Genomic DNA, 22,663 nt, shown 5'->3' with positions numbered 1-22,663 from the left:
GTGTGCCCGGTTCAGCGCTGCCGCGAGGGGTGTTCCGACAGCTACCGTGCGCAGGTGGGGGAACGTGGCGAGGTCCGGATCCTCGGGCCCGTGGAGGTGTGCGGCCCGCTCGGCAGGGCCGGGCTGACCGGTGTCCGCCAGCGCAGTGTCGTGGCGGTGCTCGCCCTGCGGGCCGGCACACCGGTTCCCGTCGACCGCCTGGTGGACGTGCTGTGGGGTGACGACCCGCCGCGCACGGCCGTGCGGTCGTTGCACAGCTACGTCGCACGGGTGCGGCAGGCGTTGGCGGACTGCGGGATGCCCGGCGCGCTCGTGACCAAGCCCGGCGGCTACCAGCTGGACGCCTCCGTGGACGCCGAGCGGTTCGAACGGACCAGGGACCTCACGCTGTGGCGGGGAGAACCGCTGGGCGGCACCGAGCTGTTCGGGTGGGGCCGCGCGGAGATCGGCCGGTTGCGCGAACAGCGGATCGTCGCGCTGGAGGCGTACTGGGCGCAGCGGCTCGACCGGCAGGACGCCATCGGTGAGCTGGAGCGGCTGGTGGTGAGCCACCCGACCAGGGAACGGCTCACCGGTCTGCTGATGCGGGCGCTGCACCTCGACGGGAGGCACGCGGACGCGCTCGAAGCGTTCCAGCGCCTCAGATCCCGGCTCGCCGACGAGCTCGGAGCCGATCCCGGCCCCGAGCTGAGCGCCCTGCACACCGCCGTGCTGCGCCGCGATCCCGCCCTGCAGAGCACGACGCCCAGGTCGCACACCACCAGGCCCGCTCAGCTGCCCGCCCGTGCCGGGCACTTCACCGGCCGTGCCACCGAGCTCGCCGCACTCGCCGGACTGCCGCCGATCGTCGTGGTCTCCGGTGTCGCCGGCGTCGGCAAGACCACGTTCGCGGTCGAGTGGGCCCACCGCGTGGCCGACCGCTTCCCCGACGGGCAGGTGTTCCTGGACCTGCAACGGCTCACGCCCGCCCAGGCGCTGACCGAGGTGCTGCACGCCCTCGGCGTCCCGGCGGACCGGACGCCCGCCGATCCGGCCGCGTTGTACCGGACCCTGACACACGGCAAACGACTGCTGATCGTCCTCGACGACGTCCGCCGCGCGCGGGACGTGCTGCCGCTCGTGCCCGGCGACCAGGGCAACCTGCTGCTGGTCACCAGCCGCGACACCCTCTCCGCGCTCGGCACGCACCACGCCGTGCACACCGTGCGCCTCGGCCTGCTGACCGAACCCGAGGCGCACGACCTGCTCGCCGGCATCCTCGGCGCGCCGAGGGTGCACGCGGAGTCCGGCGCGACCGCGGCCCTGGCCGTCCACTGCGGACTGCTGCCGCTCGCGCTGCGGATCGCGGCTGCGCGGCTCGCGGTGCGGCCTGGGCGGATCGCGGACCTGGTGCGGGAGCTGACCCGCAACGACCCGCTGGACGTGCTCGCGGTCGACGGGGACGACCGCACGGTCCGCACGGTCTTCGCCAGCGCGCACCGCACGTTGAGCCCGCAGGCGGCGTGGCTGTTCCGCGTGCTGGGCGAACACCCCGGCGCGAGCTTCCCGGCCGACCTCGCCGACGCGCTCGGGCCCGGCCTCGACGAGCTCGTCGCGTCACACCTCGTCAGCGAGGTCGGCAACGGCCGGTACGCGCTGCACGACCTGATCCGGCTGTTCGCCAGGCAGAGCGGTGACCTGGGGGACGGCGTGCAGCGTCTGCTCGACCGGTACCTCACCGTCGTGCACGCGGCCAACGACGTGCTGAACCCGCGTCACGACCTGGTGACCCGGCCGCGGTGCGACGACCTGCCGTTCACGGCGGACCGCGTCGAGGTGCTCGCCCACCTCGACGCAGAACGAGACACCCTGCTGCACGTGATCCGGCTGGCGGCGAAGTCGGGGCTGCGGGAGCAGACCTGGCAGCTGGCGTACCTGCTGACGAGCTACTTCGAGGCGCGCGGCAACTGGGCGGACCGGGTCGAGCAGTGCGAGCACGCCGTCGAGGCCGCCCGCGCGCTCGGCGACCGGCGCGCGGAGGCGGAGATGTTGCGCGGCCTCGGGATCGCGCTGCAGATGACCTCGCGCATCGCCGAAGCCATGGTGGTGCAACGACAGGCGCTCGCCCTCGTGCGCGAGGCCGGCGACCTGCGCGGCGAAGCGCGGCTGCACAACAACATCGGCAACGCGCACTCCGAGCTGCGCGAGTTCGACCTGGCGCTGGAGTCCTACCAGGCGGCGATGCGGGTGCACCGGGCCGCGGGCGACGAGGTGGGCGTGGCACTGGCCCGGCGCAACCTCGGCTACACCTGCGTGCGGATGGGACGGCCGCGGGAGGCGGTCGAGCCGTTGTTCGCGGCGCTGGAGACGTTCCGCGCCAAGGCGAACCCCCGGTTGGAGGCGGCGACGCTGATGTCGCTGGGCAACGCCTTCCACCAGCTCGCCGACCGGGCGCCGGCGTTGCGCTACTTCGGGGACGCGCTGCGGATCAGCCGCGAGGTGACCGACCACCGGTTCGAGGCCGACGCGCTGGCCCACCTCGGCGTCACGCAGCTCGCGCTCGGCGATCCCGTGGTGGCGCGGGAACACCTGACCGACGCGCTCGCCGTGTGCCGTGCGCTGGGGGACCGGCACCGGGAGGCCTCGGCGCTGCACCACCTCGCCGAGACCGAGCTGGCGCTGGACGACCTGGCCGCCGCCCGTGACCACCTGGTGGCCGCGCTGGCGGTGCGGGCGCAGGCACCGGACGGGTTCGAGGAGGCCTCGGCCCACCGCACGTTCGCCGACCTGGAGGGTCGCTGCGGGCGGTGGACCGAGGCCGCTCGGCACTGGGCTCAGGCCCTGCGCCTGTTCACCTCCTGCCGCCGATCGTGAGCACGGCGACGGCCTTGCCGGCCTCGCCCGGCTTCACCGCGGTGATCTGCAGGGAGAACTGCCTCTGCTGGTCGGTCACCCGCAGCACGGTGTAGGGCACCTCGGCGGACAGGGCGCCCGCCTTGATCGTGACCGTGCCGCTCTGCGCGGAGCGGTAGTCCTCACCCTGCTTCGCGGTGCCGTCGACGAACCGGTAGGACACCTGGACGTCCTGCCATGACGCGCCGTTGCGCATTTTCAGCACCGCCGCGTGCGGTCCGGTCTTCTCGTGCACCGGGCCGTCCTGCGCGTCCACCACCACCGGGCAGTCGGGCGGGTTGCAGTCCGGTGCGCCATGTGCGGGCACGATTCCCAGCAACAGCAGCAACAACACCATGATCGTCTTCATTGACCACCCCTTCGGCGGGTCCGGCTCCGTACAACGGAGTCGGACCCGCCGGGGCTGATACTCACTCCTTGTCGTTGATCCGGTACTGCGCACCACCGAGGTCCACGCCCTGCACGTCGACCTGGCGCACCTCCAGCGCCGCCGGGCCGGCCTCCACGTCGGTCGCGAAGGTCAGCGCGATCTGCACGCGTTCCTCGGCCTTGAGCGTCAGTCCGTCGAAGCGGGCGAGCTTCGGGTCGACGATCTGGAACTGCGTCTCGCCGACCTGCTTCACGCCGGTACCGCGCTGGCCGGCTTCCCTCCACCGCGCCGCGAGCTCACGCCCGAGGTCGACCGTCACGGTGCCCGCGAAGTGCCGCTCCGGCTGCTCGAAGATGAGGTTCTGCCGGTTGTCGAAGGGATCCGGGTTGCCGATCGTGTACGGCACGGTGATGGGCCGGAAGGGGAACACCCGGATCGAGTCGACGTTGCGCCACGCGATGTTGTTGTTGCGCTGGGCGTTCTGCTGCGTGTTGGCGACCTCGGCGAACGTCATCGGGTCCGCGGTCGAGACCCACCTGGCGAGCAGGCAGAAGTGCGCGGGCCCCGGCACGTTCCAGCCGGGCCAGGTGATCATCACGGTCGAGCCGCCGATCGGCACGCTCGACCCCGCCCCGCCGATGTAGGTCCAGCCGCCCGGCCACGCCGTGCCGCCACCGAGGTTGCTGCGGTACAGGTGCAGGGTGCCGCTCACGTTGCCCTGCGCGGCCGGCTTGCGGCGCAGGTTGACGAACACGTAGTTGGTGGCGCCGACGATCGGTTGCTGCGACACCGCGCAGGGCACCGGCGTGTGGCACACCCGGATGTCCGGGCTGTGGTAGATGCTGCCGGTGCTGGGCTCGTTGCCGACGTCCGCCAGGTTGTCGCGGACGTAGACGTCGCGGTAGCTCGGTGTGGCACTCGCCGCCGGTGTGACGACGAGTCCCACGACCGAGAGCACCGCGACCAGTACCGCCGCCAGCTTGGTTCTCACCATGTCCTCCTCGGTTGAGGTCTGCTGACCGAAGGAGTACCGGCGTGCTGTTGTACGGCGGTTGTCGTGCTGTTGTCAGCTCACCCGGACGCCGGTGAGCTCCGGTCGCCCCAGTTCCGCGGTAGGTCGCCGGAAGGTCTCGCGCCCGGTGGCGATCGCGGCCGCACTCACCGCGCACACCGCGGCCGTGAAGATCGCGACACCGATCCAGTCGTCCTTGCCGGACCCGATCGCCGCCACGACGGTCGGCGCCAGCCCGGCGATGGCGAACCCGATCTGCGTGCCGATCGCCATGCCCGACAAGCGGACCTCGGTGCTGAACATCTCGCCGTACAACGACGGCCAGATCCCGTTGATGCCCGAGTAGGCGACACCGAAGAGCAGGATGCCGAGCGCGAACACCAGCGCGTACGAGCCGATCGAGATCGACCAGAGGTAGGGGAAGATCAGCACCGCGCACGCCGCACACCCGGCGAGGAACACCGGCTTGCGCCCGATCCGGTCGGACAGCCCGGCCAGCAGCGGGATCGCGGCGAGCGCGACGACGTTGGCGAGCACACCCACCCACAACATCGGCGTGCGGTCCAGTCCGACCGTGTTCACCGCGTAGCTCAACGCGTAGACGGTGAAGATCGTGCTGACCGAGGCGATCGTGGCGGCGACGACGACCCGCAGCACGTCCACCCAGTGGTCCCGGAACAGCACGGCGACCGGCAGCTTCGCGGCCTTGGTGCGCTTGAAGACGGCGGTCTCGTCGATCTTGCTGCGGATCACGAGCCCCACCACCACGACGACCGCGCTGCACCAGAACGGCACCCGCCAGCCCCACGACAGCAGGTCCTCCTGCGGCAGCGCGGCCACCGGCAGGAAGATCGCGGTGGCCAGGATCTGCCCGGCCTGCGTGCCGCTGAGGGTGAAGCTGGTGAAGTACGCCCGGCGGTCCTCCGGCGCGTGTTCGAGCGACATGGCGTTCGCCCCGGCCTGCTCACCGGACGCCGAAAGCCCCTGCAGGAGGCGGAGAACCACCAGCATGACGGGTGCGAGGACACCTGCGGTCGCGTAGGTCGGCAGGCAGCCGACGGCGAACGTCGCCACCCCCATCAGCAACAGGGTGAAGACCAGCACCTTCTTGCGCCCGAACCGGTCCCCGACGTGCCCGAGCACGAACGCGCCGACCGGCCTGGCCAGGTAGCCGACGCCGAACGTGGCGAGCGCGAGCAGCGTGCCGGTCGCGGGGGAGGAGGCGGGGAAGAAGACCTTGTTGAACACCAGTGCGGCCGCGGTGCCGTAGATGAAGAAGTCGTAGTACTCGAGAGCGCTGCCGATCCAGGCTGCGAGCGCGGTCTTGCGGGCCATCGAAGTGGTCACGGCGTACTCCGTTGTACGGAACAGTTAGTTAATTAACGGTCGGGCACGTGACCCCGGGGTGTCAAGAGTCGTGTTCCACGCGTCGGGAGCGGCGGTGCCCAGGGGTGCCTTGAGGTGCCGCCGACCGGCTGACTCAGGCGGTCAGGTAGTTGATCAGCAGGTCGCCGAGCATCCGCCGGTGGTGCTCGCGGCGGTGCGGGTCCAGCATGTCCCGCTTGAAGATCGCGGCGAACGTGTGCCTGTTCGCCAGCCGGAACACGCAGAACGAGCTGATCACCTGGTGGATGTCGAGCGCGTCCACGTCGGCGCGGAACCGGCCGGCCTCACGCCCGCGGTCGAGCACCCGGCTCAGCCCGTCCAGCGCCGGGTTCGCCAGGCCCGCCAGGATCTCGGAGCGCGCGATGTGCTCGGCGCGGTGGATGTTCTCGATGCTGACCAGGCGGATGAAGTCGGGGTTGGCCTCGTGGTGGTCGAAGGTCAGCTCGGCGAGCTTGCGGATGGCGTCCTCCGGCTCGAGGTGCTCGACGTCGAGCTCGGCCTCCAGGGCGCGGATCGCGGAGTAGGCGCGTTCCAGGACGGCGATGTAGAGCTGTTCCTTGCCGCCGAAGTAGTAGTAGATCATCCGCTTGGTGGTGCTGGTGCGTTCGGCGATCTCGTCGACGCGCGCACCCGTGTAGCCCTTGTCGGCGAACTCCTTCGTGGCCACGTCGAGGATGTCGGCGCGGGTGCGGTCCTTGTCCCGCTGGCGCTCGGCCTCTGACGACGACGGTGCGGCCACGCGGTTCCCCTTTTGATCAGCGGACTACCGGCCCAACTCTATTCGCTCCCCGCTCACCGCACGCGGGGACCTTTCGTGCGCTCGTGGTGAACGAAAGCTCCCCGCGTGCACTCCAAGTCCCCGGAGAGTTCGCGTGCGGCGAGCGGGCCTCGGCGGGTGGTTCGTGGTGAACGAAAGCTCCCCGCGTGCGCTCTGAGTGCACGAGAGGACCCCGCGTGCGGGCTTTCGGGCGGGGTGGAGGTGCGCTACCGTGAACTCACTAGTTCGTACATTGCGGAGGACGCGAGTGGCCAGCTACCTGATCGGGCTCGTCGGATCCGGCATCGGTCCGTCGCTCAGCCCGGCGCTGCACGAGCGGGAGGCCGACCGGCTGGGCCTGCGGTACCTCTACCGGCTGCTCGACCTCGACGTGCTCGGGCTGCCGGTGGGCGAGGTGCTGGCGGCGGCGCGCACGGCCGGGTTCAACGGGCTCAACGTCACGCACCCCGCCAAGCAGGCCGTCCTGCCGCACCTCGACGAGGTCGACCCCGGTGCGGCCGCGCTCGGTGCGGTCAACACCGTGTGCTTCGAGGACGGCCGCGCGATCGGGCACAACACCGACGCGACCGGGTTCGCCCGCAGCCTGAGCCGCGGCCTGCCGGACGCCTCGCTGGAGAACGTCGTCCTGCTCGGCGCGGGAGGTGCGGGCGCCGCGGTGGGGCACGCGTTGCTGTCGCTCGGCACACCGCGCGGCTCGGCGTGCACGACCTCGACCAGGCTCGCAGCGCGCAGCTCGTGAAGGCACTGCAACGCCGTTTCGGTCCTGACCGCGCGGTCGTGTGCACCCCGGACGACATCAAAACCGCGGACGGGCTGGTGCACGCGACACCCACCGGCATGGCCGCGCACCCCGGTTCGCCGATCGACGAGTCCCTGTTGCGCGAGGACCTCTGGGTCGCCGACATCGTCTACCGGCCGCTGGAGACGGCGCTGCTCGCCGCGGCACGGGCGCGCGGCTGCCGCGTGCTGCACGGCGGCGGCATGGTCGTGCTGCAGGCCGCCGAGTCGATGCGGCTGTTCACCGGGGTCGAGCCGGACGCCGACCGGATGCTCGCGCACTTCGAGGAGCTCGAAGGAGAACCCGCCCATGCCTGAGCCGCGCACCGCCATCGCGACCGTCTGCCTGTCCGGCACGCTGGAGGACAAGCTCGCCGCGGCCGCCGAGGCCGGGTTCGCCGGCATCGAGCTGTTCGAGAACGACCTGCTCGCGTCCCGCCTGAGCCCGGCCGAGGTCCGCGAGCGCTGCGCCGACCTCGGGTTGACGATCGACCTCTACCAGCCGTTCCGCGACTTCGAGGCGGTGCCGCCGGACGTGCTGGCCGCCAACCTGCACCGAGCGGAACGCAAGCTCGACCTCATGACCGAGCTCGGCGTGGACACCGTGCTCGTCTGCTCGTCGGTGTCGTCCGACGCGATCGACGACGACGACCTCGCGGCCGAGCAGCTGCACCTGCTGGCGTCCAAAGCGGACGAACGCGGGCTGCGGGTCGCGTACGAAGCGCTGGCGTGGGGGAGGTTCGTCCACGGCTACGAGCACGCGTGGCGGATCGTCCGCCGCGCCGCGCACCCGGCGCTGGGCGTGTGCCTGGACAGCTTCCACATCCTGTCCAAAGGGGACGATCCGCGGCCGATCCGCGCGATCCCCGGCGACAAGATCTTCTTCCTGCAGCTCGCGGACGCGCCGACGTTGCCGATGGGCGTCCTGCAGTGGAGCCGCCACCACCGGCTCTTCCCCGGCCAGGGCGACTTCGACCTGACCGCCTTCACCGGGCACGTGCTCGCCGCCGGGTACCGCGGGCCGTTGTCGCTGGAAGTGTTCAACGACGTCTTCCGGCAGGCCGACCCGCACCGCGCCGCGGTCGACGCGATGCGGTCGCTGGTGGCGCTTCAGGACTCCCTGGGACTGCTGGACGTTCCGCCCGCGCCGGTGCCGTCCGGCTACGCGTTCGCCGAGGTCGTCGGCGAACCCGGCCTCGCGGCACTGGGGTTCACGCGCACCGGCGTGCACCGGTCGAAGCCGGTCGAGCTGTGGACGCAGGGTGAAGCGCGGGTGCTGGTCAACGCGGTGGGCGAACCGGGAACGGTCGGTGCGCTCGGCTTAGTCGTGCCCGATCCCGCCGCGGCGGCACGGCGGGCCGAGGTCATGTCGGCACCGCCGCTGACCCGCGCGACGGGCCCGGACGAGGTCGCGCTGGCCGCCATCGCCGCACCGGACGGCACGCAGCTCCTCCTGTGCGGCGGCCACGACTGGGTCGACGACTTCGTCCCGACCGGCGAGGAACCGGCCGGCGCCGGCATCACCGGCATCGACCACGTCGCGCTGACCCAGCCGTTCGACCACTTCGACGAGGCGACGCTCTTCCACCGCGCGGTGCTCGGCCTCGTGCCGGGCCCGGTCACGGAGTTCGCCGCGCCGTACGGGATCGTGCGCAGCCGGGGCGTCAGCGGTGGCGTCCGGCTGTCACTGGACTCCGCCCTGGTCCGCCGCGGCGGGTGGGCGCCGGCGGTGCGGGAACCGCAGCACATCGCCTTCACGGCGGCGGACGCGGTGGCCTGCGCCGCCGCCCTGCGCGAGCGTGGTGCCCGGTTGCTGGAGATCCCCGCCAACTACTACGACGACCTCGCGGCCCGTACCGGCATGCCACCCGAGCGGATCGACGAGCTGCGCCGCAACCACGTGCTGCACGACCGCGACGAGCACGGCGAGCTCCTGCACTTCTACACCGAGCTGATGGGCGCGCGGGTGTTCTTCGAGGTGGTGCAGCGCATCGGCGGCTACGCCGGGTTCGGCGTGGTCAACGCACCGGTCAGGATGGCTGCCCACCACGACGTGCGGCAGGGTCCGCGAGGTGCCACACCTCCCGCATCGGCACCCACCAGTGGCCGGAGCCCGGCTCCGCCAGCGACTCCTGGCACGGGTCGGTGAACGTCCACCAGCGCCGCGTCTCCGGATCGGCGGCGATGCGGGCCTGGTCGGCGGCGTGGTCCTCGCCGACGTACTCGTAGTAGCCGAACAGCAGGTCGTCGTGCAGGAAGATCGTGAAGTTGCGCATGTTCGCGTCGAGCATGGTCTGCTCGACGGCCGGCCAGACCGCCGCGTGCAGCTCCAGGTACTCCTCGCGCTTCTCCGGGCGGAGCCGGATCAGCATGCCGAAGCGCTGTGGTTCCATGCGGGGAGTTCTCCTTCGACGGCGGTGGGGTCGCGGATTCGGTTCTACGCGTTGAGCACGGGGCTTTCCACGTCCTGACCGGACTCCACGGCGTGCAGGCGGTGCCCGGCGCGTTCCGGCCGGATGTGGGGGCCGCCGGACAGCTCACCGGGCAGCAGGTGCCCGGCCGCGGCGATCTTCTCCTCGTCGATCCGCAGCCCGAGGCCGGGGGCCTCGCCCAGGACGTACGCCCCGTCGGCCACGGCCAGGTCGATCTCCACGCCCACCGCCGGGCGGAGGTCCTGCAGTTCGCTCACCAGGTGGTTGGGCACGGACGCGGCGGCGTGCAGCAGGCCGACCGGGCTGGTGCCGATGGGGCTCACGGGCAGGTCGTGCGCGTGGGCGAGCGCGGCGACCCGCAGGAAGTGGGTGACGCCCCAGACCGCGGCGGTCTGCACGACGTCGACGGCACCGGCGGCGATCAGCGGGCGGTGCTGTTCGAGCCCGGTGAGGTTCTCCCCGGTGGCGACCGACGCGCGGATTCCGCGCCCCACCGCCGCGTGGCCCTCCACGTCCCAGCGCCGCACCGGTTCCTCGACCCAGGTCAGGTCAAAGCTGCGTTCCAGCTCGCTCACGTAGCGGACCGCCTGCTTGCGCGTCCAGGTCTCGTTGACGTCGAGCATCAGGCTGGGCCGGGCACCGCGGCCCGCCTCGGTGAGGACGTCGCGGACCAGCGTGAGGCGGTGCCGGTCGCGGTCGACGTCGAGACCGCCCTTGAGCTTCGCCGCGCGCACGCCGTGTGCCGCGTACTCCCGGTACACGGCGACGAGCTCGTCGTCGGTCAGCGCCACGCACAACCCGGAGGCGTAGGCGGGCACGCGGCGGTCGCGCCCGCCGAGCAGCCGCCACAGCGGTTCGCCCGCCGCCTGCGCCTTGATGTCCCACAACGCGGTGTCGACCGCGCCGATCGTGCCGAACACCGCGCCGGAGTGACCCGCCTTGAACACCCGGCGCAGCATCCGGTCGTAGAGGGCGGTGACCGACCGCGGGTCCTCGCCCTCGATGGCGGCGAAGACGGCGTCGGCCTCCACGTGCGGCCCGAGACCGACCCCCGTCAGGCCGGTGTCGGTCTCCACGACGACGACGGGGACCCGGACCAGCCCGTCGGCGTAGACGCCGTTGGCGTCACCGACCGGCCGGCCCCAGTCCTGGACCGTGGTGAGGGTCCGCAGACCAGTGATGCGCATGTCAGCCCTTCGTCGACCCGGCGGTGACCCCGTCGGCGATCTGTCGTTGCAGGAAGAGGTAGACGAGCAGGACGGGGACCGCGGCGATGAGCACGCCGGAGGCGAAGGTGGGGATGTCGTCGGAGTACTGCCCGCGCAACGACGTCACGCCGACCATGAGCGTGCGGTGCTCCGCCGACGGCATCACCAGCAACGAGATGAGCACGTCGTTCCAGCAGAAGAGCGCGTTGAGCACACCGACCGACAGCAACGCGGGCGTGCCGATCGGAAGCATGATGCGCCAGTAGACCCCGTAGACGGAGTTCCCGTCGATGCGGGCGGCGTCCACGATCTCCGCGGGCACGGTCGAGTAGTAGCTGGTGAGCAGGAAGATCGTGAACGGCAGGAACTGCGCCACGTAGGCCAGCACCAGCCCGGGGTAGGTGTCGAGGAGCCCCGTGTCCGCCATGATCCGCGCCAGCGGCACCATGATCACCTGGAACGGGATGAACAACGCCGCCAGCACGCCCAGGAAGAGCACCGACGAGCCGCGGAACCGCAGTCGTGCCAGCACGAAACCCGCCATCGACCCGAGCAGGAGCAGCAGCGCCACCGAACAGGTCACCACGACCACCGAGTTGAGGAAGTAGCGCGACATCCCGACGCTGGTCCACGCCCTGACGACGTTGTCGAAGCTCAACGAGCCGGCCGGGGAGAACCGGTCGAGCACGTACTCGCGGCGGGTCTTCATCGCCACGTTGGCCGTGAACACGAGCGGGTAGACCGTGGCCAGTGCGAGCAGGGCCATCGGGATCGCGACCACCCACCGGGTCAGCCGGGTGCCGGTCATCAGTCCTCCCTGCCCGACCGCCGCAGGACGGCGACCTGCGCCAGCCCGACGACGAGCATGATCAGGAACAACGCCGTGGAAGCCGCGGAGGCGAGCGCCGGCTGGCCGAACTGCCCCTGCTGGATCCAGACGTAGTACTCGGGCAGGTAGGTCGACCCCTCCGGGCCGCCGCTGGTCATCACGTAGACCAGGCCGAACATCGACGTCAGCAGCCCGATCATGGTGGTGACGAAGACGAACTGGATCGTGCGGGACAGGCCCGGCACGACCACGTGCCGGATCCGCTGCGCCAGCGACGCCCCGTCCACCTCCGCGGCGTCGAGCAGCGAGCGGTCGAGGGTGGCGAACCCGGCCAGGAACACGACCAGCCCCATGCCGAAGGTCGCCCACACGTGCACGCCGACCACCGCGAAGATCGCCACGTCGGGGTCGCCGAGCCAGTCGACCGGCCCGAGACCCGCGAGGCCGAGCAGGGCGTTGACCGGACCGTCGAACGCCAGCAGCAGGGTGAAGATCGCGCCGACGATCACCGGCGAGAGCACGGCCGGGAAGAAGTACACGCCGCGGTGGACGCGGTGTCCCGGCACCTTGAGGTAGATGAACGTCGCGAGCAGGCCGGGGACCGCCACCGCCACCGGCAGCAGCAGCACGAGCAGACCGACGTTGCGCAGCGCGGTGCGGAACAGCGGGTCGCCGAGCAGCGTGAGGTAGTTGTCGAACCCGACGGCCTGGCCGTCGCGGTCGCCGTCGCCGGTGAACGAGAAGTTGATCCCGAGCACCAGCGGCCACAGCCGCAGCCCGACGATGACGAGGACGGCCGGTGCCAGGAGCACCAGTGGAGCAAGCCGTTCGGACCGCAGGCCACCGCGGCGCCGCCGCATGGGACGGGGGACCGGCCTGGCGGGCCCGGTCGTGGCCGGGCCCGCGGGGGAGAGGGAGGGCGCCGTCACGCCGTCAGCCCGTCTTGTCGGACGCGGCGAGCTGCTGCAGCACGTCGTCCACTGTGGTCGAACCGCTGAGCAGCTGCTGCGAGAGCCGGCCCATGAGGTCGACCGTCTTGGACGACAGCGCCACGTGCAGGGCGGGCTTGCCGGACTTCACCTCGCTGACGATGGTCTTGACCGCCGGACCGCCCGCGGAGGTGTCGATCGTCGTGTCGGCCGCGATCGCGCCACCGTCGAGGTAGAACGCCTTGAGCGCCTCGGTGGAGGTCAGCGACCGCACCAGGTCGGCGGCGACCTTCTGGTCCTTCGTCCACTTCGTGACGGCGTACCCGATTCCGCCGTCGTAGGCCAGGCTCGGCTTCGCGGCCGGGTTCACGACGGGCGCCGGCATGACGCCGACCTTCTCCGGGGTGAGGAACTCGGCGAAGTCCTTCCAGTGCCCGACGTCGGACATCAGGCCGATGACGTTGGCCGCCTTGCCCGAGTTGAACGCGGCGAACGCGTCGTTGAACATCGCGGTGGAGTTGGCGCCGTCGGTGTTCAGGCCGCTGTCGCCGGTCTGCTTCCACAGCTCGAAGATCTTCTTCACGTCCGGTGACGACCAGTTGCGCCTGCCGGCGATCCAGTCGTCGTACTCCTGCGGGGTCAGCACCGCGGAACCCATGGCGGACAGGAAGAACTGGATCCCGATGCCCTCCTTGTTGCCCAGCGCGAAGCACTTGGCTCCGGTCTTCTGCGTTACGACACCGCAGTCGCGCACGAAGTCATCCCAGTTCTTCGCTGGGGAGTCGAGGCCGGCCTTCTGGTACAGGTCCTTGTTGTAGTAGATCGGGTGGCCCTGCAGGGTCACCGGTTCCGCGTAGGCCTTGCCGTCCTCGGTGAACGCGTCCCAGCCCGCCAACCGCTTCCGGTCGTCGGACACGTAGGAGTCGAGCGGGGTGAGCGCGTCGGACCGGTCGCGGATCTGGCCACCGCCGTTGAAAAGCACCACGTCCGGGCCCTGGCCGGCTTGGACGGCCGCGCCGAGCAGCGTGTAGTACTGGTCGAACGGCTGCGCCACGAACTCGACCCGCACGCCGGGGTGCTTCTTCGCGAAGTCCGCCTTGGCCTTCTCGACGTAGGCGGCGGCCTTCGCGTCACCGGACTTCCAGTCCCACACCACGAGCTTGTCGCTCGTACCGCCGGCCGACGAACCCGGACCGGACGCGCTCCCGCAACCCGCTGTGAACGCGAGTCCCGCCACCAGGACGGCCGACCACAGTGTGCGCTGCTTCATCGCTGCTCACTTCCCGAGACGGTTGGCCGGGGGACCGGCCCGACGAGGTCTGCTGAACGTAATTCGTATGACGTATTACGTCAACGGGTCATTCGGGGTACGCTCCGCAGCGCGTTCCAGCGCATCGGCTGGGCGCGACCGGAGGGGCGGATGACGGCATCAGGTCAGCACCCCGGCACCGCCGTGGGCGCGCACCCCGCGCCGGGGTGGGTGCGCGGGCCGGCGAACCTGGCCAGGGCGATCACGACCGAGCTCGTGGAGCGGATCGTGCGCGGAGACCACCCGCCGGGGACGTCGCTGCCACCGGAGCCGGTGCTGTGCGAGACGTTCTCGGTGAGCCGCACGGTGGTCCGCGAGGCGGTGAAGGTGTTGCAGGAGAAGGGCCTCGTCCAAGTGCGCCAAGGCGCCGGCACGCTGGTGACACCGCCGTCGACGTGGAACATGCTCGACGAGCTCGTGCTGGCCGCCGCGGTCGCCGAGGACGAGACGCTGGGCGTGCTGGACGACCTGGTGGTCACCCGCCGGTTGCTCGAGTCCGACATGGCCCTGGTCGCCGCGCGGGTCGCCGACAACGCCACCGTCGTCGCGCTGCGCGACCTCGTGGACCTGATGGACCAGCTGGTGGACGATCCCACCGCCTACCGCGAACAGGACCACGCCTTCCACGACACGATCATGCGCGCGTCCGGCAACCGCATCGCCAGGGGAGTGGTGCGGTCACTGGAGAGCCAGGTCTTCAACACCGCCCGGTACACGGGCAGGACCGACAGCGAACTGTGCGCGGCCTCGAACCGGGGGCACCGGCGGATCTGCGAGCGCATCGCGGCGCACGACCCGGAAGGCGCCGCCGAGGCCATGTCCACCCACATCACCGAGGCCTGGCTCGTGCGCCGCACGGACGTGGGCGAGCCGGGCCGCCTGGACCGCTGAGCTGGTTGCACCTGCCGGCGCACCGCGGTTCCGCCACCGCGGTGCGCCGCTCCTCCCGCACGCATTCGACGAACGGAGCGACTGGGTCATGGGTGACATCGACGGGAGCACGGCGGAGCTGCCGGCCGCGGGTGCGGGCACGGCCCCGCCTCGCCGGATCGACGCCCACCACCACCTGTGGGACCTCTCCGCCCGCCCGCAGGACTGGCTCGACGCGCCGGAGGCCGCACGGATCCGCCGCGACTTCGGGCTCGCGGACCTGGCGGAGGTGACCGGACCGGCCGGAGTGGACGCCACCGTGCTGGTCCAGGTGCTCGACGACGTCGACGAGACGGCCGACTTCCTCGCTCTGGCAGGGGAGTCCGAGCTCGTCGCGGGTGTCGTCGGCTGGGCGGATCTCACCGCGCCCGACGTCGCCGAGCAGCTCGACCGGCTGCGGTCGGGACCGGGTGGCGACCGGTTGGTGGGCGTGCGGCACCTGGTGCAGTCCGAACCCGACCCCGGCTGGCTGGTGCTGCCTGCCGTGCTGACCGGCTTGCGGGCGGTGCGCGACGCCGGGCTGGCCTACGACCTGCTGACCCGTCCGCACCAGCTGCCCGCCGCGCTGGTGGCCGTGAGATCGGTGCCGGACTTGGTGTTCGTCGTCGACCACCTGTCCAAGCCGGGCATCGCCCACCGGGTGTACCAGCCGTGGGCCACGCACCTGTCGGCGCTGGCGGCCGAACCGAACGTGACCGCCAAGGTGTCCGGGCTCGTGACGGAGGCCGGTCCGGAGTGGACGGTGGAGGACCTGCGGCCGTGCGTCGACCTGGCGCTGGAGGTGTTCGGGCCGGACCGGCTGATGGTCGGCTCCGACTGGCCGGTGTGCCTGCTCGCCGGCGAGTACGGGGAGGTGCTGGGCGCGGCCGAAGCGTTGCTGTGCGGGCTGTCCCCGGCCGAGCGCGCCGAGGTGCTCGCCGGCACGGCCGCCCGCGTCTACCGGTTGGGGCGGCGGTGATGGACGTCGTGCGGCCGGCCTACGGCGAGACGGGACTGGACCTGCGCGTCGACCCGGCGGTGACCACGGTCGTGACACCGCGGCACCACCCGGTGCCGGAACCGCCGGAACAGGTGCTGCGCCGGGCGTTGCGGTTCCCGGTCGCGGGACCGCCGTTGCGCGACCGGGTGCGCCGCGGGCAGACCGTGGCGATCTCCGCCTGTGACGGCACCCGGCCGCAGCCGCGCCACCTGATGATCCCGGCGGTGCTGGCGGAGCTCGACGGGCTGGTCGACCTCGACGACGTCGTGGTGCTGGTCGCGACCGGCACCCACCGCGGCAACACCGACGCGGAGCTGCGGGCGATGTTCGGCGACGAGGTGGTCGACTCGGTGCGGGTCGTCAACCACGACGCCCGCGACCGGGACAGCCTGACGTGGCTGGGGAAGCTCGGCGCGGACGTCCCGGTGTGGCTCAACAGCGAGTGGGTGGCCGCGGACGTGCGGATCACCACGGGGTTCGTCGAGCCGCACTTCTTCGCCGGGTTCTCCGGCGGGCCGAAGCTCGTCGCACCCGGTCTCGCCGCGCTGGAGACGGTGCTGGTGCTGCACGACGCCCGCCGCATCGGCCACCCGCGGGCGGCCTGGGGCGTTGTCGAGGGCAACCCGGTGCACGACGACGTGCGCGCCATCGCGGCCGCGACCGGTGTGACGTTCGGGTTCGACGTGGTGCTGAACCAGGACAGGGAGGTCGTCGCCGCGTTCGGCGGAGACCTGCTGGAGATGCACGCGGCGGCCGTGCGCACGGCCCGCGAGGTCGCGATGCGGCCGGTGCCGCAGCCCTTCGACGTGGTGGTGACGACGAACTCCGGCTACCCGCTCGACCAGAACCTCTACCAGTCGGTGAAGGGCATGTCCGCGGCCTACCAGGTGGTGCGGCCGGGCGGCACGATCGTGTGCGCCGCCGAGTGCCGCGACGGGTTCCCCGGCCACGGCTCGTACCGCGAGGTGCTGGCCTCGGCCGGCTCGCCCGCGGCGTTGTCCGCGGAGATCTCCTCGCGCCGGGTCACCGTGCCCGACCAGTGGCAGGTGCAGATCCAGGCGCGCATCCAGGCCGACTGCCGGGTCGTCGTGCACACCTCGCACCTGACCGACGCGGAGCTGGCCACGGCACACCTGGAGCAGACCGCGGACATCTCGCGCACGGTGGCGGAGGCGCTCGCGGCCGCCGGTCCCGGAGCCCGCCTGTGCGTGCTTCCTGAAGGACCGCAGACCATCCCGTACGTCACCGGGGCGGTGCGATGAGCAGGACGGTGCTCGTGTGCCTGGACAAGTTCCGCGGCAGCCTGACCGCGGAGCAGGCGTGCGCGGCCGTCGTGTCCGGCGTCGTCGCCGCGGGTGGAGCGGCGGTGGCGATGCCGGTGGCGGACGGCGGCGAGGGAACGCTCGCCGCGCTGGCGCGGGCCGGGTACCGCGAGGTGCACGTCGACGTCACCGGTCCGACCGGACGGCCGGTGCGGGCGGCGTTCGCGGTCGCGGGACCCGTGCGGTGGTCGAGCTGGCGCTCGCGAGCGGGCTCGGTGTCTGCCGGACGGCGTGGCGGCCGCTGGTGGCCGACACGTACGGCACCGGCTGGTCGCGCCGCTCGACCACGGGTGCCTCGACATCGTGCTGCAGTGGGCGGCAGCGCCACCACGGACGGGGGAGCGGCCTGCTGCGCCCTCGGCGCCGGATCACCGACTCGCGCGGCGCGCCGGTCGGGCCGGGTGGTGCCGCGCTGACCGGTGTCGCGCACGTCGACCTGGCAGGCCTCGACTTCCGGCTGCGGCTGGCGCGGGTGACGCTGGCGTCCGATGTGGACAACCCGCTGACCGGACCCTCCGGCGCCGCGGCCGTGTTCGGTCCGCAGAAGGGTGCCTCACCGCGGGACGTGGAGGTGCTGGAACGGGGGCTGCGGCAGTTCGCGTCGGTCGTGGAACGAGCTGTCGGCCACGACCTGAGCGGGGAGCCGGGTGCGGGTGCGGCCGGCGGCACCGGGTTCGCCGCCCTCTTCGCCCTCGGTGCTCGGCGCTCGTCCGGCGCGGACTTCGTGCTGGGCGAGATCGGCCTGGAGGAGGCGCTGCGCACGGCGGCGCTCGTGGTGGTCGGCGAGGGCCGGTTCGACGAGCAGAGCCTGCGCGGCAAGGCACCTGTCGGCGTGGCGAAGGCGGCCGGACGGCATGGCGTCCCGGTCGTCGTCGTGGCCGGCGACGTCCGGTTGTCCGCGGAGCAGTTGCGTGCGGCGGGGGTGAGCGCGGCGTGGTCGTTGCTGAACCGCACGGGCAGCCTCGCGGCCGCGATGGAGCAGGCACCCGCCCTGCTGGCGCAGGTCGGCCGCGAGCTGCCGTCCGTAGTCGCGAAGGGAGGGGCGGCGTGACCGGTCCGGCTGATGGCGTCTGCAAGTACCACCAACTCAAGACCAACGAGCACTTTCCTACTACCGACAGCGAGGCCGTGGACCTCGGTTTTGCCAGGGTCGACGTCGGCCGCGAGGCCCGCCAAGGGCTGCCGGAGGTGGTGTACGGCACCGGCAAGACCGCGGATCAGGTCGTGGCAATCGTCCGCACTCTGGTGCGGCACAACGACGGCCGTCGCGGGACCTGCGGGTGCGCGACCTCGGCGACGTCGGCCGGGTCGAGCTCGACCCGCAGCTGGTCGAGCTGCCGCGGGTCAGAAGAGGAGTGGCCGAGGCGGTGAAGGCCGCCGGGTTCGACGCGGCCGAGCTCGCCGTGTTCCGGTCGGGTGCGCTCAACCTCGAGTGAGCAGCCGGTCGACCAGGTCGTGCCAGCCCGCCTCCACCCGGTCCACCGCCATGCCGTGCACGCGGACCAGGTGGTCGGCCAGGACCAGGTCGACCGAGGCGAGCAACGTGTGGGCGAGCAGCTCGGCGTCGGCGTCCGGGAGCAGCGCGCGCACCAGCGTCACGACGTGGGCGTGCCGCAGCCGCTTGGCCGGGACCGCGAACCGCCGGCCGGGCCCGGGTTCCGCGGCCAGGTAGAGGTCGAGGTGGGCGCGCTCGTGGTGCAGCAGGGCCGGTCCGAACGCGTGCAGCCGGTCAGCAGCGCGGGGTTGGGGGCCCAACGGGGCGGGCCGCTCAGGAACGCCTCCTGGAACTGCCGTTCCGCGTGGTCGAGCAGGGCCTGCAGCAGCCCGTTGCGGTCGCCGAAGCGCCGCGACACCGTGCCCTTGCCGACCCCGGCCGCTACCGCGACCGCCTCCATCGTGAGGGCCGCCGCGCCGCGTTCGGCCGCCAGCCGGGCCGCCGCCTCCAGCAGCCTGGCCTGGTTGCGCACCGCGTCCGCGCGCAGGGGTCTGCCCGCACCGACGAGGGGCAGGGATGTGCTGTCGATCACCTCCGCAGCCTATCCGGAAGACAAGCGGGCCGCGTCCCGTTTAATCGGGTGACCCTGTCAGACCCGCACCTCAGGAGTTCTCCATGGCCGTCCGCATCCTCACCCTCGTCGGCAGCCTCCGCGCCGGATCGCACAACCGCAGGCTCGCCGAGGCCGCCGTGCAGATCGCGCCGGAGCACGTCGAGGTCGGCCTGTTCGAAGGCCTGGACGCCGTGCCGTTCTACAACGAGGACATCGACGCCGAGGGCACCGTGCCCGCACAGGCCGCCAAGCTGCGCGACGCCGCGAAGGAGGCCGACGCGCTGCTGCTGGTCTCGCCCGAGTACAACGGCACCATCCCCGCGGTGCTGAAGAACGCCATCGACTGGCTCTCCCGCCCTTACGGCGCCGGTGCGCTGTCCGGCAAGCCGGTCGCCGTCGTCGGCACCGCGTTCGGCCAGTACGGCGGCGTGTGGGCGCAGGACGAGGCCCGCAAGGCCGTCCGCATCGCCGGCGCCGACGTCGCCGAGGACCTGACGTTGTCGATCCCGGGCTCGGTGGTCCGGTTCGCCGACCTGCACCCGGTGGAGGACCCCGAGGTGACCGAGAAGCTGGGCGTGGTCATCGAGGGCCTGGCCGCACGCGTCTGACCTGCTGGTGGAACGTGGAGCGCGGGCGTCGAGCCCGCGCCCGCACCTCAGCGCAACGTGACCGCGCGCCATTCCTCGGCATCGGCTGCCGCCACGTCGGCGCCGGGCCGGTGCTCCTCGTACCAGTCCACGATCCGCCGCCGTCCCGCGTCCGTGATGTGGTAGCCGAGGTGCTCACCGACCGGCGGTGAGATCAGCTCGGTCCGCACGGCGCGTTCGATGGCGTCCCTGCGGCACATGCTCTGCAGCAGCCACGGCCACACCATGCCCTGCGCGGTCATCCACAGCACGCGCAGCACCGCCGTCTCGGAGAGTTCCGGGGAGTCGTCCCCGGAGAACCTGCCTGCCCGCACTCGCGACCCCCGTTCTCCGCTTCCGCACGCACCAGGTAGTACGGCCTGGTCCTGACGCCGGTTCAACTCCTTCGGCGTCGAATGCGTTCGACGGCGGGCGAACGATCAGGCGCTCGCCCGCCGCACCAGCGAGGTCGGCAGCAGCATCGACAGCGGCAGCTTGTCCTCGCCGGCCAGCTCCGCGAGCAGCCGCCAGGTCATCGTGCGGCCGAACTGCTCCAGGTCCTGCCGCACGGTGGTCAGCGGCGGCACGGCGTTCGAGGCGAGCACCGAGTCGTCGAACCCGACCACCGCCACGTCGGCCGGGATGCGGTAGCCGCGGGCCTGCAGCACGCGCAGGGCACCGAGCGCCATGATGTCCGCCGCGACGAACACCGCGTCGAGGTCGGGTGCCCGCCGCAGCAGCTCCTCCATCGCCAGCGCGCCTGCTTCCGGGGTGAAGTCGCTGTGCACCACCAGGGACACGCCCAGGCCGTGCTCGGCGAGGCCGCACCGCCAGCCGCTGAGCCGGTCCATGCCCACCGCCATGTCGCGCGGGCCCGCGATGGTGGCGATCTTCTCCCGGCCCAGCGACACGAGCAGGCGCACGGCTTCGAGCGAGCCGTTGAAGTTGTCCGAGTCGACGAACGGGACGGTGCCGCCCACGAGGGGGCGGCCGCCCACCACGATGGGCAGCCCCGCCTCGTGCAACGTCCGCGGCAACGGGTCCTCGCCGTGCAGGCTCACGACGAGCGCGCCGTCCACGTGCCCGCCGGTGAGGTAGGCGACCTGGTCCTCGCCGTCCATCGGCTGGTTCATCATCAGCAGGAGCTGCACGTGCCGCCCGGCCAGCTCGGCGTGCACCCCGCGCAGCACGCCGGCGAAGAACGGGTCGGCCAGCACGCGGCTGCCCTGCTCGGAGATCACCAGCGCGATCGCGTTGGCCTTGGAACCGGCCAGCGTGCGCGCGGCGTGGTTGGGGCTGTACCCGAGCAGGGCGATCGCGCGGTGCACGGACTGGCGCGACCGGTCGCTCACGTACTTCTCGCCGTTGATGACCCGCGAGACGGTGGACTTCGACACCCCGGCCACGCGCGCTACCTCCTCGATGCGCGGGCCGGGGCGGCGACTCCTGCCTTCCGTCATGAGACGGCGACCAACGCGTTGTCGCGGGCCACCCGGCTGAACCACCTCGCACTCATCTTCGGCGTGCGGGCCTGGGTCGCGTAGTCGACGTGGACGATGCCGAACCGCTTCGCGTACCCCTCTGCCCACTCGAAGTTGTCCAGCAGCGACCAGCAGAAGTAGCCGCGCAGGTCGACGCCCGCCTCGATGGCCGTGTGCGCCGCACGCAGGTGCGAGGCGATGAACCCGGTCCGGTCGACGTCGTCGATCGCGCCGTTGACCGAGAAGTCGTCGCGGAACGCGGCACCGTTCTCGGTGATGTAGAGCGGAAGGCGCGGGTAGTCGTGGTGCAGCCGCAGCAGCACGGCGGTGAGGCCGTCCGGGTGGACTTCCCAGTCCATGTCGGTGCGGGGAGCGTCACGGCGGGGGAACGACGCGTGCTGCACGCCGACCCACGGCGACGGCGCGCTGTCACTGCCGTTCGGCGACGCGCTGACGTAGTGCTCGGAGTAGTAGTTCACGCCAAGCATGTCCATCGGCGCTGAGATGATGTCGAGGTCGCCGTCCTTGATGTGCTCGTGGATCCCGTACGGTTCGAGGTCCGCGAGGATGTCGGCCGGGTACTCGCCGCGCAGCAACGGGTCCAGGAAGATCCGCTGCTGCAGCCCGTCGAGCCGGCGCGCGACGTCGAGGTCCGCCGGGTCACCGGCGTCCACCGGGATGATCGGGTACATGTTGAGCGTGATGCCCACCTTGGACTCCGGCTGGGCGGCGCGGATGGCGTCCGCGGCGAGCCCGTGGCCGAGCAGCAGGTGGTGCACCGCGGCGACGGCGGCCTTCGGGTCGGTCCGGCCGGGCGCGTGCACGCCGGCCGCGTACCCGAGGAACGCCGAGCACCACGGCTCGTTCAACGTCGTCCAGGTGCCGACCCGGTCACCGAGCGCCTCGACGGCCGCCGCCGCGTAGTCGGCGAACCGGTACGCGGTCTCGCGTGACGTCCAGCCGCCCTGCTCCTCCAGCGTCTGCGGCAGGTCCCAGTGGTACAGCGTCGGCCACGGCACGATGTCGTGCGCCAGCAACGTGTCCACGAGCCGCTGGTAGAAGTCCAGGCCCTTGGGGTTCACCTCGCCGCCGTCCGGGCGCACCCGCGGCCACGCGATCGAGAACCGGTAGGCCTTCAGGCCGAGGTCGGCCATCATGGCGACGTCCTGCTCGAACCGCCGGTAGTGGTCGGCTGCGGGTTCGCCGCAGTCGCCGCCGACGACCTTGCCGGGCACCCGGCAGAACGCGTCCCAGATGGAGTCGGTGCGGCCGTCCATGCCGGTCGCGCCTTCAACCTGGAACGCCGCGGTCGCGGCTCCCCACAGAAAACCCTGCGGGAAAACAATGTTCTCCAT

22 protein-coding genes and 2 pseudogenes are annotated in these 22,663 nt (G+C 71.9%); 10 read left to right on the top strand and 14 right to left on the bottom strand.

Translation table 11 applies throughout. The annotated features are described in order from the left end of the window. Window positions 1–54: 54 nt before the first annotated feature. Window positions 55–2,853: an AfsR/SARP family transcriptional regulator gene (locus BBK82_RS39330; protein WP_237047819.1), complete on the top strand. Its 2,799-nt coding sequence runs from the start codon at window positions 55–57 to the stop codon at window positions 2,851–2,853. Here the strand turns inward: BBK82_RS39330 and BBK82_RS39325 are convergent. From BBK82_RS39325 to BBK82_RS39310, 4 genes are all read right to left on the bottom strand, one after another. Further along, window positions 2,831–3,241: a Calx-beta domain-containing protein gene (locus tag BBK82_RS39325; RefSeq protein WP_065919476.1), complete on the bottom strand. Its 411-nt coding sequence runs from the start codon at window positions 3,239–3,241 to the stop codon at window positions 2,831–2,833. The two genes, BBK82_RS39330 and BBK82_RS39325, sit on opposite strands and share 23 nt — an antisense overlap. A 61-nt stretch (window positions 3,242–3,302) precedes the next feature. Further along, complete coding sequence (locus BBK82_RS39320) at window positions 3,303–4,256, bottom strand: hypothetical protein (protein WP_065919475.1); 954 nt, start codon at window positions 4,254–4,256, stop codon at window positions 3,303–3,305. Between the two features lie 72 nt (window positions 4,257–4,328). Beyond that, window positions 4,329–5,621: an MFS transporter gene (locus BBK82_RS39315; protein ID WP_083268486.1), complete on the bottom strand. Its 1,293-nt coding sequence runs from the start codon at window positions 5,619–5,621 to the stop codon at window positions 4,329–4,331. A gap of 133 nt (window positions 5,622–5,754) precedes the next feature. Then, window positions 5,755–6,399 (bottom strand): TetR/AcrR family transcriptional regulator, encoded by a 645-nt coding sequence (locus BBK82_RS39310; protein ID WP_065919473.1) that lies wholly within the window; start codon window positions 6,397–6,399, stop codon window positions 5,755–5,757. Window positions 6,400–6,685: 286 nt separating this feature from the next. On the opposite strand from BBK82_RS39310, the pseudogene BBK82_RS39305 reads away from it, so the two are divergent. Both BBK82_RS39305 and BBK82_RS39300 read left to right on the top strand, forming a co-directional pair. Continuing rightward, window positions 6,686–7,533, top strand: a pseudogene (locus tag BBK82_RS39305) (shikimate dehydrogenase). Next, window positions 7,526–9,364 (top strand): sugar phosphate isomerase/epimerase and 4-hydroxyphenylpyruvate domain-containing protein, encoded by a 1,839-nt coding sequence (locus BBK82_RS39300; RefSeq protein WP_154697769.1) that lies wholly within the window; start codon window positions 7,526–7,528, stop codon window positions 9,362–9,364. The pseudogene BBK82_RS39305 and the gene BBK82_RS39300 overlap by 8 nt, the downstream one beginning before the upstream one ends. On the opposite strand, the gene BBK82_RS39295 is transcribed toward BBK82_RS39300, so the two are convergent. Genes BBK82_RS39295 through BBK82_RS39275 form a run of 5 tightly spaced genes read right to left on the bottom strand, consistent with a single transcriptional unit; the run spans window position 9,246 to window position 13,883 of the window. Continuing rightward, complete coding sequence (locus tag BBK82_RS39295) at window positions 9,246–9,608, bottom strand: L-rhamnose mutarotase (RefSeq protein ID WP_065919472.1); 363 nt, start codon at window positions 9,606–9,608, stop codon at window positions 9,246–9,248. The genes BBK82_RS39300 and BBK82_RS39295 overlap by 119 nt on opposite strands. A gap of 44 nt (window positions 9,609–9,652) precedes the next feature. Further along, window positions 9,653–10,834 carry a mandelate racemase/muconate lactonizing enzyme family protein gene (locus tag BBK82_RS39290; protein ID WP_065919471.1) on the bottom strand — a complete coding sequence of 394 codons (1,182 nt, stop codon included), beginning with the start codon at window positions 10,832–10,834 and terminating at the stop codon, window positions 9,653–9,655. A 1-nt stretch (window position 10,835) separates the two neighbouring features. Continuing rightward, window positions 10,836–11,663 (bottom strand): carbohydrate ABC transporter permease, encoded by an 828-nt coding sequence (locus BBK82_RS39285; protein WP_065919470.1) that lies wholly within the window; start codon window positions 11,661–11,663, stop codon window positions 10,836–10,838. Further along, window positions 11,663–12,613, bottom strand: coding sequence for a carbohydrate ABC transporter permease (locus BBK82_RS39280; RefSeq protein WP_237047818.1), 951 nt, complete (start codon window positions 12,611–12,613; stop codon window positions 11,663–11,665). Before BBK82_RS39280 ends, BBK82_RS39285 begins: the two co-directional genes overlap by 1 nt. Window positions 12,614–12,617: 4 nt before the next feature. Then, window positions 12,618–13,883: an ABC transporter substrate-binding protein gene (locus BBK82_RS39275; protein ID WP_065919468.1), complete on the bottom strand. Its 1,266-nt coding sequence runs from the start codon at window positions 13,881–13,883 to the stop codon at window positions 12,618–12,620. A 150-nt stretch (window positions 13,884–14,033) separates the two neighbouring features. Between BBK82_RS39275 and BBK82_RS39270 the strand changes: the two genes are divergently transcribed. The 6 genes and pseudogenes from BBK82_RS39270 (at window position 14,034) to BBK82_RS51075 (ending at window position 18,589) form a co-directional block, all read left to right on the top strand. Beyond that, a complete protein-coding gene (locus BBK82_RS39270; RefSeq protein WP_071812768.1) occupies window positions 14,034–14,813 on the top strand; it encodes a FadR/GntR family transcriptional regulator in 780 nt (259 codons plus the stop codon). Window positions 14,814–14,901: 88 nt separating this feature from the next. After that, on the top strand, window positions 14,902–15,810 hold the full coding sequence (locus tag BBK82_RS39265) for an amidohydrolase family protein (RefSeq protein WP_083268485.1): 909 nt from the start codon (window positions 14,902–14,904) through the stop codon (window positions 15,808–15,810). Continuing rightward, on the top strand, window positions 15,810–17,093 hold the full coding sequence (gene larA, locus BBK82_RS39260; protein ID WP_065919467.1) for a nickel-dependent lactate racemase: 1,284 nt from the start codon (window positions 15,810–15,812) through the stop codon (window positions 17,091–17,093). The genes BBK82_RS39265 and larA overlap by 1 nt, the downstream gene beginning before the upstream one ends. Further along, window positions 17,090–17,458 (top strand): annotated as a pseudogene (locus BBK82_RS57020) (glycerate kinase); the annotation flags it as partial. The gene larA and the pseudogene BBK82_RS57020, both read left to right, overlap by 4 nt. Next, complete coding sequence (locus BBK82_RS39255) at window positions 17,347–18,204, top strand: glycerate kinase (protein WP_418287543.1); 858 nt, start codon at window positions 17,347–17,349, stop codon at window positions 18,202–18,204. The pseudogene BBK82_RS57020 and the gene BBK82_RS39255, both read left to right, overlap by 112 nt. Window positions 18,205–18,433: 229 nt before the next feature. Next, a complete protein-coding gene (locus BBK82_RS51075) occupies window positions 18,434–18,589 on the top strand; it encodes a hypothetical protein (RefSeq protein ID WP_154697768.1) in 156 nt (51 codons plus the stop codon). Here BBK82_RS51075 and BBK82_RS55140 read toward each other — a convergent pair. Continuing rightward, window positions 18,576–18,752 (bottom strand): hypothetical protein, encoded by a 177-nt coding sequence (locus BBK82_RS55140; protein ID WP_237047817.1) that lies wholly within the window; start codon window positions 18,750–18,752, stop codon window positions 18,576–18,578. The two genes, BBK82_RS51075 and BBK82_RS55140, sit on opposite strands and share 14 nt — an antisense overlap. After that, window positions 18,749–19,180, bottom strand: a complete 432-nt coding sequence (locus tag BBK82_RS39250) for a TetR/AcrR family transcriptional regulator (protein WP_237047816.1) — start codon at window positions 19,178–19,180, stop codon at window positions 18,749–18,751. The genes BBK82_RS55140 and BBK82_RS39250 overlap by 4 nt, the downstream gene beginning before the upstream one ends. 83 nt (window positions 19,181–19,263) lie before the next feature. On the opposite strand from BBK82_RS39250, the gene BBK82_RS39245 reads away from it, so the two are divergent. Then, entirely contained in the window at window positions 19,264–19,809 is a 546-nt protein-coding gene (locus BBK82_RS39245) for an NADPH-dependent FMN reductase (protein WP_065919466.1), read from the top strand. 47 nt (window positions 19,810–19,856) lie between these two features. On the opposite strand, the gene BBK82_RS39240 is transcribed toward BBK82_RS39245, so the two are convergent. The 3 genes from BBK82_RS39240 to BBK82_RS39230 all read right to left on the bottom strand — a co-directional run bounded on the left by BBK82_RS39240 (window position 19,857) and on the right by BBK82_RS39230 (window position 22,663). Then, a complete protein-coding gene (locus BBK82_RS39240) occupies window positions 19,857–20,162 on the bottom strand; it encodes a hypothetical protein (RefSeq protein WP_065919465.1) in 306 nt (101 codons plus the stop codon). 105 nt (window positions 20,163–20,267) lie between these two features. Then, window positions 20,268–21,287 (bottom strand): LacI family DNA-binding transcriptional regulator, encoded by a 1,020-nt coding sequence (locus BBK82_RS39235; RefSeq protein WP_065919464.1) that lies wholly within the window; start codon window positions 21,285–21,287, stop codon window positions 20,268–20,270. Continuing rightward, a complete protein-coding gene (locus BBK82_RS39230) occupies window positions 21,284–22,663 on the bottom strand; it encodes a GH1 family beta-glucosidase (RefSeq protein ID WP_065919463.1) in 1,380 nt (459 codons plus the stop codon). The genes BBK82_RS39235 and BBK82_RS39230 overlap by 4 nt, the downstream gene beginning before the upstream one ends.

Origin of the sequence: Lentzea guizhouensis (genome assembly GCF_001701025.1) — a bacterium.
Taxonomy (GTDB): domain Bacteria; phylum Actinomycetota; class Actinomycetes; order Mycobacteriales; family Pseudonocardiaceae; genus Lentzea; species Lentzea guizhouensis.
Note: the sequence above shows the minus strand (reverse complement) of the source record. Positions and strands in the feature narration are given on the sequence as shown.